This window comes from Paenibacillus dokdonensis (assembly GCF_004916975.1).
Lineage (GTDB): Bacteria > Bacillota > Bacilli > Paenibacillales > Paenibacillaceae > Paenibacillus_AQ > Paenibacillus_AQ dokdonensis.
The window spans coordinates 1,881,462-1,895,453 of sequence record NZ_STGQ01000001.1 but is presented as its reverse complement, the minus strand read 5'-3'; the positions used below and the strand labels follow the sequence as shown (position 1 = coordinate 1,895,453).

6 protein-coding genes are annotated in these 13,992 nt (G+C 47.2%); 1 reads left to right on the top strand and 5 read right to left on the bottom strand.

What is annotated here, in order from left to right; translation table 11 throughout:
* Positions 1-31: 31 nt before the first annotated feature.
* A complete protein-coding gene (locus E6W40_RS08835) occupies positions 32-1,795 on the top strand; it encodes a methyl-accepting chemotaxis protein (RefSeq protein WP_136605144.1) in 1,764 nt (587 codons plus the stop codon).
* A gap of 355 nt (positions 1,796-2,150) precedes the next feature.
* On the opposite strand, the gene E6W40_RS08830 is transcribed toward E6W40_RS08835, so the two are convergent.
* The 5 genes from E6W40_RS08830 to E6W40_RS08810 form a co-directional block, all read right to left on the bottom strand.
* On the bottom strand, positions 2,151-4,460 hold the full coding sequence (locus tag E6W40_RS08830; RefSeq protein ID WP_136605143.1) for an AraC family transcriptional regulator: 2,310 nt from the start codon (positions 4,458-4,460) through the stop codon (positions 2,151-2,153).
* Between the two features lie 147 nt (positions 4,461-4,607).
* Entirely contained in the window at positions 4,608-10,193 is a 5,586-nt protein-coding gene (locus E6W40_RS08825) for a discoidin domain-containing protein (protein ID WP_136605142.1), read from the bottom strand.
* Between the two features lie 61 nt (positions 10,194-10,254).
* On the bottom strand, positions 10,255-11,799 hold the full coding sequence (locus E6W40_RS08820; RefSeq protein ID WP_136605141.1) for an ABC transporter substrate-binding protein: 1,545 nt from the start codon (positions 11,797-11,799) through the stop codon (positions 10,255-10,257).
* Between the two features lie 62 nt (positions 11,800-11,861).
* Positions 11,862-12,740, bottom strand: a complete 879-nt coding sequence (locus E6W40_RS08815; RefSeq protein ID WP_136605140.1) for a carbohydrate ABC transporter permease — start codon at positions 12,738-12,740, stop codon at positions 11,862-11,864.
* A 15-nt stretch (positions 12,741-12,755) separates the two neighbouring features.
* Positions 12,756-13,670 carry an ABC transporter permease gene (locus E6W40_RS08810; RefSeq protein ID WP_136605139.1) on the bottom strand — a complete coding sequence of 305 codons (915 nt, stop codon included), beginning with the start codon at positions 13,668-13,670 and terminating at the stop codon, positions 12,756-12,758.
* Positions 13,671-13,992 lie beyond the last annotated feature (322 nt).

Below are 13,992 nucleotides of genomic sequence, written 5' to 3'. Positions count from 1 at the left end.
ATATATTGGCAAAAGGAGCTCGATTCTACAGATGAAGTGGTTAATGCGAATTCAAACAAAGCTGGCATTACGGATTGCTATTGTGGTTATGGTAATCATACTTTTATTGTCAGCAGGCTACATCCAGCTACAAATCAGAAATACAAAAACTGCGGCGAATGATGCGATTACAAGCTATGGCATCCGGATTGCCGAAAGTTATACCAAACTGCTGAACACAGCCACGCTGGAACAATTTTTAAGTCAACCGAAAGAAAATGATCATTATTGGGCGATCCGGGAAGAATTGAACCAATTCCGTACAGGTATTGGAGCCCTTTATGTATACATTGTAAGGATTGACGACAAACAGCAACCTCTGATTATGATCGACGGACAGCCCAAGGGTTCTGACATGGCTTCACCCATCAATGAAGTAACCGATATTCCTGCAGATGCTATTTCAGATCTGATGAATGGGCAATCGGCAAGCTCTAAGCTTATTGATAACCCACAGTATGGTAAATACATATCCTCCTATGCTCCCATAAAACGACCCGATGGTTCCATCATTGGCGTGTTGGGCATTGATACACAGGCCGATGTAACGGACAGTATCTCCGCAAGTATGATACAGAAGAGCATCCCATTTTACATCCTGATGGTCATCTTCACTTTAGCTGCGATTACACTTATTTTTTGGCTGTTAATCCGCGCGATCCGTCCGCTGAAGTGGATTGCTGCAGGCGCTGAAAATGTTGCTTCGGGTGAGTTCGCTTCTGCAAACAGGCTTCTTCTATCGCATCCCGTTAAATCCAAGGATGAGGTTGGATCAATGTACCGTGCCATGGTAACCATGTCCAGTAGTTTGAATGCCATCGTCGGCGGAATTGTCTCGGACATTGCAGGTATGTCCGAGCAGCTTGTCGCTTCGTCCGATCGTTTTGCCTATGAATCAAAAGAGCTGCTTGATATGAATACCCGTGTAAGTGAGACAGCACATCATGTGGCCGGTGGTGCGAGAACACAACGCATCAGTTCCGAAGAAGGAGCACGTTCAATGGAAGAGATCTCAGATACACTTCAGCGTATTTCCGAAGCTTCCGTAAGCGTATCGAATGCATCCGTCAGAGCACTTGAGAATGCAGATCTCGGCAGAGACAAAATTGGACTTATGAATCGACAGATCATGTCCATCTCATCTGCGACCGAAGAAACGGTGAGAAGAGTAGCTATTCTGCAGAAGTATTCCTTGCAGATTGAAGGTGCTCTTACCGCAATCTCTGGTGTTGCCAATCAGACCAAGCTCCTTGCGCTTAATGCTTCGATTGAAGCTGCACATGCCGGTGAACACGGCACTGGTTTTGCTGTTGTTGCAAGCGAAGTCAGAAAACTGGCGGAAGAAGCTGCATATTCAACGCAAGAAATTGCATCCCTTCTGCGAAATATCCAGAATGAGACGGTATTGATTAGTGAGGCGATGGAGAAGGGTTCACTTGAGGTCATCACAGGCACTGGTTTATCAGAAGAAGCAAATGCTTCATTTTCCGATGTAGTTCACTTGTTTAGCGTGGTGAATGAACAAATTCATGATATCTCGGTTTCCACTGAGCAAATGACTGCGAGATCTGAGGAAGTCTCTGCCACTGTCATTGAGATGGCTGGAATAGCAAACAGCACTTCCGAGCAAATATCCCATATTGGCCATCTAACCGGCAAACAGCTAGATATTGTTCGATACTTCGCGGATTCCGCGGGGGAACTGAGTGAGATGACTCACCGATTACGAGAATCCATTAAACAAATCAGGATTTAACTTCTATTGGAAACATACAAAAAGGCTGATCTTCAATATTGAAGAATCAGCCTTTTTACACTGCAATCCGAATTTCAACCTACATGTAGCGTTACTAAACTAGTATACTCCCCGACCAAAGCATCCAGCAGCAAGAATGATAACCAGCAAAATAAAAAGTACCAAGATCCCGCCAGGATTATGAAAAGCTCCACCTACCTCAGACATCGCCATGCACCTCCTATCAACGATCTCAAGTTATTCTATGAGAGCATTCAATAAGATGCTTGGTCAAATATACTCGGTTAATCATCCAAATTACGCAGATTCATATAACATGCATTTGCCTCTACAGTCCATTTGTCTAATCCGAAGATCATTCGGCCTTTTTCAATTGACGGAACTGGTTCGGCGAAGCTCCGCATTTCTTCTTGAATACCGTAATAAAATAGGAGCTGTTCTGGAAGCCAATACGTTCTCCGATTTCTTTCACATTCAACGTTGTCGCCAGCAGCAGGTTCTCAGCTTCATTCAACCGTAACTCGGTAACGTATTGGGTAAACGAGACACCCATGGCTTCATTGAACAGTTTACTGAAATAAGGTACAGATATGTTTAGCACTGCAGCTACAGAATCGGCAGAGAGACCACTGTTCTTGTAATGCGACTGGATATATTCACAAGCTTGGTTCACGATAACGCCACTCTCTCTGTGCCGCTTCATTTTCAATTGTTCGATTGTAAAATCCGCAAGCTCCGAATAAAACGCCTCTATCCGTTCCAGTGTTGGGAGAGCGCTTACAACACCTTCAAGCGAATGTCTGTCATAAACCGAAATGAGCCGAGTGAAATCCACCATGGTGCCAAGCTCGCTCTCGATTGTGATGGCTGACTGGCGTAAAGCAGCACGTATGTCGGATACCGTATACCCTCTAAGCTCATTGAACCATTCGTCAACGATCCGCTTAGCCCCTCGCTTGTCGTTCAGCTTCAGGGACTCAAACAAAGTTCTTTCAAGTTTGACTGGGTAGCGAAACGGTGTCTTTAACTGAGCCTGGATGGTATCGTAATCATAGATGATCCGGCGGCTATCCACAAACCTGTAAGCGAGCGCTTCCCTTGCCGTTCCGAGAGATTGTGACAGCTCCGGTATGGTCTCCCCGCGGCTTCCGACACCTACCATAAGTCGAAGACCCGTTACTTTTTCAACCTGATGTATAAAAACATTTAATCTTTCTATTAGGCCATGATCCGGCGGTTCATTCATGATAAGAACGAAAGAATGGTGACCCATATCCACCTTTTCCATCTCGTCTCGTTCGTGGAATACGTGAAGCGCCAGTTCAAATACCGTATCCTTAACCAGATTTATCCCATTGTCCTGGGAAGCTTCTTCCCTTTGCTCGATGCCCTCCAGAATGACTGCTAACACTCTCATGGGCTCGCGGTTAAACTTCAGGCCATGATGCTCGAACAGGTGGTCATAATCTATATCTCTGGCATTCCCTTCACTCAGGAGGATATCTTTCAACAGACTTTCTTTCAGTTTCTTCCTATCTCTGACCGCTGAATCTTCCAATGAAGTGACTCTACCGATTAAATTTTTGAACACATCGCTCAAGTACGCGGCTTCATCGCCAGCTCCTCCGGAGGCCTGCAGCGGATCATTTCCTCTGACCATCCGAATCACATTTCCCATCGGTCCATAGATTCTTCGATTCATCAAGATGGTTGCGATTAAACAGATCAGCAGGATCAGCAGCGAGACAATGATAATATTACGCTGAAGGATGAAGCTTTCCTTGGTCAAATAGGCATAGCGGGTCGTATTTACCAGATACCACTCGAGCTTGTCGTTGTAAACATACGTGACCAGTGATTTCGAACCGTTCATTGTATCGACGAAGCTATCCGATTTACGGTCGGATTTAATCACCTTATCCATAAATTCAAACCGCGACGCGGCATCCAGAAACGAATCCGGCCGGTCGCTGCGAGTAATCAGAATGCCATTCTTGTTCGTGATCAAGAAGGTAGAATCCGGGGGATTTCCCATTTTATCAATTAATTCCTGCAAGGAAGACAATTTCAAATTAATGAAAATGGCATACTCCGATCTCGCATCCGACGGGTTGAAAATAAGAGAGAGGATGGGGTTATCGTACTTCTTGTTTGAATATACATATTGCTGTTTATGAGGCAGAAAAATCATTTTGGCCAGACCGTTTCGGACCTGAACCAAATGACGGGCCTCCGGATCAATATCCACGATATTGACATCTTGCGGAATCGAATGGATGAACCTCCCCGTCGCTCCATTGTACAGATAAACGGAATTAATGAAATCGTTAGCGTTTACAATATCATGCAGCTTCCGGTCCAATACAAGTGAATCGACCGGATCGATGCGGGTGGAATACAGACTCTTGATCACATCCTTGTCGTTTAGAAGCTGTTCTCCGATCTGGAACACTCTTTCGTACAACGTTTCAATATTGGCATCGGTTTGATTTAGCAGCTTCCGGTGCGTCTCCGATATTTGCTTCTCGCTGATCATATTGGTAAACGTGTAATTGACGATCGAGAGAATAAGCAGGCTGAGCACGAAAACCACCGTATTCGCTGCGATCAACCTAAACAAAAAGCTGCCTGTCGGTAAAGGCAGCTTCAATTTAAATGGGTTCATCGCACGATCACATCCCTGTCACACATTGATTCCTACTATATTTGATATCAAACGGCATAATTCCTTCTTATCCCACGGCAGCAAAGAATGAAGCATGCCAGGCCCTCCTCTATACAGAAGAAGGCCTACATGCTTGCCAAGTTATCCTTATTTGCGCGAATTCAGCAGTTTGGCATCTGCCCAATCAGCATGATCGTTCGTATTTCCATCTCCGGCATCCATAACTACGAGCTTCAGCTCCCTCTTGCCGGAAATGTTGACATCCACCGGAATGGAAGGTGTCTTGTTGTTCATTGTTCCGCTGTCGAACAGCTTGGTGCCATCGGCCCAAACTTGAAATAAGACGCTTCCGCCTCCACTTTCTTGATCAATCCCAACAGTTGCAGTGAATCGCTTATACCCTTTGCTTCCTATGGCATAGCGGATTTCCGATGAGGCTTGTGTCCCGATTCCTTTGCCATAGGAGCGGCTTCCCTTTCCGTCATACAGCGTTAGCACATTTCCTCCGACGCTCCAGTCCTTCTTCACCTTACCCCAGCCGGTCGTCGCGTCAATCCATTCCATGTCACTCAAATACTGAGCTCCATCTTCGTATTCAAAGTCGAAGGAGTCTTGATCTGTCAGCTTCATGCGCACCGTCCCCGTATACCCCGAACTTACCACGATCGGTTTCTGAACGGGATTAGCTTCCACCCAGCCCGGAAATCCTGCGGGGTGGGACCAATTATTGCGGATATGGAAACGTATCGATCCATCCGAATTCACAGAAGCTTTAACCGATCCCGTGCCGTCGCCCTGCGCAGTAATACGGCTCCCTGTCTTGCCGACAATGAGCGAAGCATAGTTGAAGTTCGCCTTCGAGGCACGGAAGTCGGCTGTTCCCAAGCCATCTTTCTCGTCTTCCATCCAAGGCCAAGCAGGCTTGATGCCGTATTTCTCCTCGCCTTCAGCCCGATTCTTGTAAGCCGTTCCCGAATTTCTACCTACTTGATCATCCGGGTAGTAGGACCATGATCCCTCCCTGTCCCAAGTCATTTGGTCAGCTCCTGCGGTAACATCGAAGGAAACGCCAACAGCATCATATTCGGCTGGAGGGTCCGTTATTGAGTATGTCGTGGAGATTAAGCCTTTGCCGTCCACGTGAACCAGAAACTCAACGCCTGTATTGCCGTATTTACCGGATATGCGAATGACCGCTTCTTTTCCCGACATGCTTCTGGAAATACTGGATATTACCCATGAATCCAGCTTCGAAGTGTATCCCATATCCAGATACGGACCACCAGTAATCAACGTCTTCCCTTTATATTCGCCTTTCTGGATCATGCCTGTAGCCTTGTTGAAGACGAGACTGAAATTCTTCCCGGATACTGTCATTGTGTTGCTGTTCTCTTTTACTTCAGGAGCCTTCCCTTGCGGTTCCCAAGCTTCCACCGTTTTTTGGCCGACAGTCAGCGCATATTCGTCGACTAGCGGACTGGCCGCTGTACCGTCCTCACGGTAGATTTTCAATTGAATGGAATCGCCGTTTTCCCACTTTCTTGCCGGTAGCGTGAATTGACCTTTGCTCATCGGCTCAACGGCAGGACCTTTCAACTTCCCTTTATTCTTGCCGACACTCCATTCAATCGTAACCTCATTTAGATTTGTATGATTATAGCGATTTTCGATCGGAATGGTTAAAGTCTTGCCAGATCCAGGATTTGAGAGGGCATCCACAGTGATCCGGACAGGCGAATATGCTTTCTTTACGTTCCAGTATTCCGGCTTCTCCCGGTTCCACTCATCGAGCAAACCCCAACTTACCAGAAAACCCTGCCAAATGCCGTTTGGACCGTAGAAGCGTAGATCGCGTGAATGCCAAATCGCCCCGCCCAACACTCCAGGTGTCTCGTATAGATCGTCCCACAGACGATGAATCGCAACGCCGTAAAAATCCCTATACGCGGGATCGTCATCACTCCAATCCCCGTAATATACATAATCATGTGCATACTCATCATAAATTTCAGGTTTATCATGCGTACCGAACGTATGGCCATAAGGTGTGTAATGTATGCTGTAGAGGTCGGTGTAGCCTGCTGGCGCATTGAATCCCCAGCTGAACTTGACCGGTCTAGTCGGGTCGACTGCTTTGACGTAGTCGTTGGTTGCCGCCAAGTTGCTGCCCCAGGAGCTCTCATTGCCAATCGACCAGATGACGATGCTCGGATGGCTGCGGTCCTTCTCGATTGTCTCGGAAAACTGTCCCATATAATTGTTCAGATACTTCGGATCACTCTCTCGTCCGTCATTTACGAACATAACGGAGTTCTCCTGTTCAACGTAGAATCCCAGTTCATCTGCGATATCCAGCACATACTCATATTGAGGCCAGTGGGAAGCGCGTATGTAATTAACGTTAGCCTCTTTGAGCTTGATCAACGATTCCCGGTCGTGCTGCGGATCAGCGGCTACTCCAATCAGCGGGGACGATTGATGCCAATCTACGCCGCGCAGCTTCACTTCTTTGCCGTTGACGAGCATCTTGTTACCGTCGAGCTTGATTGACCGGAATCCGACTTTGCGGACGACAGTCTGAACGGCTTCCCCGCCTGCTATAGTGACTGCCTCCAGCGTGTACAGCCGCGGATGCTCTGCATCCCATTTCACAGGATTAGTCACAGGGATCTGAGCTGCTGCTTCCGGCTCTCCCTCCGACAAGGAGATGACGGATGGCTGGATCGGTACCGGCTTACCATCAGGATCAGTCAGTTTTAGCTTAACATCGGCTTGCTTCGCTTCACCAAACGCCATTCCAACGGTTACGCTTAATGTCGCATCCGTATAAGCTGCATCGAATGCGGTATCCGTCTGCAAACGGGTCACATGATCGTTAGGCAGCGCGAACAGCTTCACCTGACCAACCAATCCGCGAACATGCTGATACTCGATAAATCCCTTCTCAGCAGTAAGCCCCACCGTTATTATTGCTGTCTCTCCAGGGGTTACATAGTTCGTAATATCAGCATCAAAAGTCGTGAAGCCTCCCCGGTGTTGACGGACCAGATGACCATTCACCCAGACCCGCGAATAATTGAAAGCCGCTTCGAACCGGAGCATGACCTTATTCCCGCCATATGATTCCGGAATGAGAACCGATTTCTGATACGCATTCTCAATATTGCGATCCGGAAACCAGTCGCCGCCCTGCTGGCCGCGGATGTCAAACCCAAGCACTTCAACATTGGCAGGAACCTGGACATCCTTCCAGTCCGAAGTATCCGCTGTGCTTCTCCAGAACCCCTGACCCGGACTTTGCTTGAATTTCCATATTCCATCCAGGCTGACAATCGGTTCATTAACACCTTTCACCGATGCTGGAAGAGGAACGATGACAGGTCTCGGCCAGCCGTTCGTTTCAGGACCGACAGGTACCTCAGGCATCTGCTCATTTGGCGCACCCCAGACGGCGAACTCCCGAATGCCGGCTTTCGTTCCTGCCTCAAGTCCCGTAACGGTTATGCGAACATAACGTCTTGCAGTTTCGAGGAAACGGTCTTTCCTTATCTGCTCACGGCCAGAGGCATCAGTTTGATCCGCCGCCATATACCAATGAACACTATCTGCGGAAACTTCAATTTTGTATTTGTAATTCTTCGCTTCATTCCATGTAACCTGGGTTCCCGTCAGCTCGTAATCGCCGCCCAGGTCAATTTGCAGCCAACTGTTTAATTCCGTGCTAGCGGCAATCCATGCGGAGGAATCCTCTCCGTCCACTGCATTTGCTGGTTTACCGGAACCATCCGACGAAGATGCGGTTACCCCTTTGTTCAGCGCTACGTTTGTCTCATGCCGGAGGATGTTAAAGGGGATCGTTGCTGCGATACTCTTCTGCGTTCCATCCGACACATAGGCGCGGATCATTACATCATCCTCAATGATGAGTGGATCCACATATTGGCGCTTTGTTGCTGAAGTTAGCGGATCGGTACCATCGAGTGTGTAATAGATGATGCCACCTTGTATTTTGCTGGTCAATGCGACTTCGGTTCCCGGTTCGACGTCTCCGGCAGGAGGCGTTGCCGACAGTGGAATGACCTGGTATTCAAAAGCTTTCACTTCGCTGTTCTCTTTCCCTTCCAGTGCCGCATACGCCTGAAGCTTGATCACCTTGCCAATCGCATCACTATGCAGGATAACGGGCTCCTTATAGGCGATCTTCGTCTCCGACGTTATCGGATCAGTGCCGTCGGTCGTATAATAGATCGTTGCACCCGACTGCCCGCCGAACAGCTCGACAGAAGTCCCGTCAATTGCTGGCCCCGGCTTCACACTGGCCTCTACCGGCAGCACAACCGCGGTGTTGTACAGCTCGAACTCCCAGATCGCCGCAGCAATACCGACCTTCTCCAGCTGATGAAGTCTCACGTACCGAGCTTTGACTGGTGTGAAGCCGTACACCTGATCCTTCAGGTCGTCATTCCCTGTCTCCTCGGCAACCGTCGTCCAATGCTCGGCATCATCCGAAACGTCGATGGTAAACCGAGTTACATAATTGACGTGATCCGGATTTTTTCGAAGAACGGCGTAGTTGACAGGTTGGCTGCTGCCCAGATCGATGTTTAAATCCCACAGTACATTTTGCTCCGGCTGGGCATATGTCCCCTTAATGCCGTCGATGGCGCGGCCGGCAACATTGCCCCAACCCGCGGGTGAAGACATAGTTGCTGTAGCTTTAAGTGCAAGGTTCGGATATTGTGAAAAATTCTCCTGGGGTATCCGGTAAACGAAATTCTCGACCTCACTCATGCCCCCTTCGCGTTCATCGATTGCTACTGCCTTGATGAACATGTCGGATTCGACGGTAATCGGGCCGGAATACTTATGCCTGCTCTCAGAAGTCACAGGATCCGTATCATCTGTCGTGTAATAGATCACAGACGTGCCGGGTGAACTGCTTAAGGTCACTTTCGTGCCTGCTAGCACGGTCCCAGAGCCCGGTACGGCAGTCAATACGGGAACCACCGCCGCTTGTGAGAACAACTCGAGTTCGCTAATCCGTACAGCTGGCCAATCTACCCCTTCGGCCGTCTTCTTCGTGACATGAAGACGAACATATCTGGCCTGAACAGCATCCGTTAAAATTCGTTCGGTAACGGCATCCATGTTGCTTACAACCGAATCCGCCGTTTGCCACGGACCATCCTTGTCACCAGTGCTGTATTCCAATTGGAAATCTTTCGTTGCCCACGTCCCTGATGCGCCATGGTAAACCGTCCATCGCTTAATTTCCTGGACGGTACCAAGATCAACTACGGCCCACTCGTCAGCAAGGGGGCTGCTCTGCCAACCGGTATCGCTTGTCGACCACATCCGATCCAACTGACCGTCTGTCAAATTGGCTGCTGGATGCTGCGAAAGTGAGCTACTGGCCGTTACCGGCTTGTTAAGCGCCAAATTCGACGTTGCTGTGAGATCTGCTTCTTCTTCACTAGTTGACTCATCATTTCCCGGGCTTGTCTCCGGCTTTGGCGTTGTCGTTTCTTCCGTGGGCATATTCGCGGCAGGCGATTCTTCCGTTTCAGGCGGCATCTCCGGTTCTGGTTGTCCCTCCGAAGGCAGAGCCTCTCCTTCCAATTGGACCACATTGTCGGCAAAAACCGTTTGGGCCGTCAACGGTGTGTAAGCAAACTGTCCGAACATAATAACCGTACACAATACGGTAATAAGGAATGTTTTGACCTTGCCCATACTTAATATCCCTCCCTAATGTCTCAATTTTGTACTTTACTTCGTTTATCTCCTCTTCAATTTACTTTTTGGCGGCCGTAAATTCATCTAGTTGCCGCTGCATCTCCACGATGACCTTTTCGATTCCCGCTGACTTCAGTTTACTTTGGAATTTTGGGAAAAACTGATCATAGTCGGAAAATCCGGCATATGCTGCATCCACATACTCTTTTTCAACTGCATTAATTTGAGCCATTTCAGCTTTTACGGGGTCAGCATTGAATCGGAACCCTAGCGTCGGCGCTTCGACAGCACTTTCATCCCACTGTTGCAGCTTTTGGACAAGCTCTGGACTGACATCCTTGCTGAAATGCTTCATTCGAATATCGTCCCAAGCCCAATAAACCTGGTTGTACGATTGCTTTTCATTGATACCCTCAACCGAAATGGCATTACCATCCATCTTATAATTGACGTCTTTGACTCCATAGGAGAAGAGATCATAATTGTCTTGATTGCTGCGGAACCAGTTGACAAAAGCAATTGCACCTTCCGGATTTTTGCTTGTCGAGAAGATGGACAGCAGGTTCGACGCGGCATCAAATACGTATTTCGGCTTGTCGGGATTCAGGAATACATCCTCAAGCTCACTTTGAGGAAGCGTTTTCTTAAAAGCGTCGATCCGTTCCGTCGTCTTTAACACATTGGACCATATTGCACTGAGTTTGCCGTTGTTTAAAGCAGATTCAGGATCTTTGATTTCCTGGGCATCCTTCGGCATCCAGCCATTCTGATACCATTTCCTCTTCGTATTGACGATGTTCTTGAAGATTTCGGAATCGTAGAAATTTTGGACCTTCAGCTCTGGATCAGTCGGATCCACATACCCCGGCCCGGCACCCACGTCACCTACAGGAAGGTAGACGTTTCCGAATTCTCTCAATAGTCCCCGGCTGCCATCATTTGCGATCGGCATCATACCGGGTTCGTTTTTCTTAATCGTGTCCAAGTATTTTTCGAAATCCGATAGCGTCTGGATCTCAGGAAGATTATACTTTTTCCGCAAATCCCCACGAATAGCGAAGAAATTGTTATTCTCCGCAGTAGGAACGAGCGTCGGAATGCCATAGATTTTGTTATCAATGGAAGCGCTCGACCAATTCGCGGAAGGAATACTATCCTTCAGTTCCTTGCCATTCTTGTCAAGCCATTCGTCAAGTGGCGAAACGACATGCTTCGAGACGATTTGCGAGAGCCAGCTGACATGTGTCCAAGCCAGATCATAATTCTCTCCAGAGGCTGCGATCAGATTGAGCTTGTTGGTATACTGATCCCATGGAAAATACGTGAATTCAAGCTTTAAAGCCAAACCATCTGCCTTCATCTTGTCTTCGATCGCTTTCTGGACGTTCGCCAGATCTTTCGGAGCATCCCCTGGAAGCACGATTTTGACGGTTCCGCTAACCTTTGCTTCTGCCGGACTACCTGAATCCGGTACATTTGTTTTTTCCCCTGAGCTTTCTTCTTTTGCCGGTGTTGTGCCGCCCGAACCCGAACAGGCCGTGAGCATGCCACTCAGCATAACAAACATGATTAGGATGGATGCCAATACTTTCTTTCTTGTCACCGATTTGAACCTCCCTAGTTTTAATTGCTTACTATGTTGAACCGTCACTTGACGTGCGCAACCTATCCTTTTACCGCTCCGATCATGATTCCCTTCACGAAATATCGTTGAATAAAAGGGTAAACCAGAATAATTGGACCGATGGTGACAAGCACCATAGCCATCTGCGCTGTCTCCGTCGGCAGAGCCTGATTGCCGGAAACCAGATTTCCTTGTGTACTCATGTAATTGATCATGGACTGGATTTTGAACAGAATGAATTGAAGAGGGTATAGCTCCCTGTTATCAATAAGCCATAATGCCAATCCCCAGTCATTCCAATACGCCAGAGAGTAGAACAAAGCCACCGTTGCTATAATAGGCGTAGAGAGCGGAAGCATTATTTTCATAAAGACGTAGAACGGTCCGGCTCCCTCCATCTCGGCTGATTCTATTAAAGCTTGCGGCAATGATTTGAAATAATTCCGAATGAGAAACACATGAAACGGATTGATGAGCATCGGAAGTATTAATGCAGCAAGTGTGTCTTTTAGATGCAAATATTTGGTGACAAATATATACCAGGGGACAAGCCCCGCGCTAAAAATCATCGTAATGAAAATGAATAAGGCAATGCCGTTTCGGTATTTAACCTTCTGCCGGGCCATCGTATTCGCCAGCATGGCGCTTAATAGCAGGCCAAGTCCCGTTCCGATTGCTGTAACGGTAATGGAGACCATATATCCCTTCCATATCTCATCACCGGAGAAAATAAGGCGATAAGCATTTAGGGAGAAGTTTTCGGGAAAAATCGAATATCCATTTTTGATCACCGAGGATTCTCCGGATATGGACACCATAATGGTGAGAACAAACGGAATGGTCGTAAAGGCACAAAAGGCGATCGCAACGGCATGTAATATCGCTTGTGAAATGGAGTATCGGGGCTTTCTTATGCTCATACGGTCTTACCTCCGTTAGAACAACGCATTATCGTTGTTGATTTTTTTGACCGCCCAATTACATCCGAGCACGAAGAGGAATCCACATACCGATTGGTATAGGCCAACAGCTGCCGGCATGCTGATGTCCCCGACATTTTTGACCGCACGGAATACATAAGTGTCAATAACATCGGTCGTTTCATACAATAAGCCGTTATCTCCTACAATCGAATAGATCGTCTGAAAATCCCCGTAGAAAATTTTACCGACGGCCAGCAGCGTCACAATCGTGATGGTTGGTACAAGCAGCGGTAGTGTGATATAGCGGATATTTTGCCAGCGGTTTGCACCGTCAAGTGCCGCCGCCTCGTATAATTCGTTGTCAATGCCGATAATCGTGGCCAAATAAAGAATGACAGCGTAGCCTGTATTCTTCCATATGTAAACACCTACAAGAATGCTCACCCAGTAACCGGGGGCGGAATACCAGTCTATCGGCGCCTGGTCGATAAGACTCCGCAGCTGATTAAACAAGCCGAATTTGGAGCTGAACATTAAGTAGACAAAGTTTCCGACAACAATCGCCGAAAAAAAATAGGGTAAAAACATGAGGCTTTGGTACATCCGGCGAAAGAAGCTTTTCCTGATCTCATTCAATAAAATAGCGAAGGCGACGGCTATGATCGTACCGAAAATAATATAGTTCGCATTAATAAATAATGTGTTGAATGTCGTCCGCCACGCGTAATCGCCTTGAAAATAAAATGCGAAGTTTTGCAGTCCCACCCATCTGCTCCCGAATATACCGTCTTTGAAGTTGTAGTCTTTAAATGCGATCAGAATACCCGGCAGCGGCAAATAACAGAATACGAGAAAATATAACAGTCCTGGCAGCGCCATGAGATAATACCATTTGTTCCTGCTCAGTTCATTGAACATACCCTTCATACCATCGAATCGCTCCCTAATATAAATTCCGCCTTGTAAGCGTTGTCATATCTGATCATAGAAGCTTTTCCCCCTGAAAGAAATGTAAGATTGTTATGATCATATTAAAAAATTACGAAATGACCTTTAAAATTTTTAATATTCTCCCGTTTTTACAATCTTTTCAGAGGATGAACTTCGTCAAGCTAAGTTTTACTTCATTGCTTTCTGGTGTGAATATGAGTTATTTATTGAGATTTCACATATAAACAAAATAAAAAAATGACGTTACAGAAACAATCTCCTGCGACGCCATTTCTTCATTTAATTGATCATAGATATT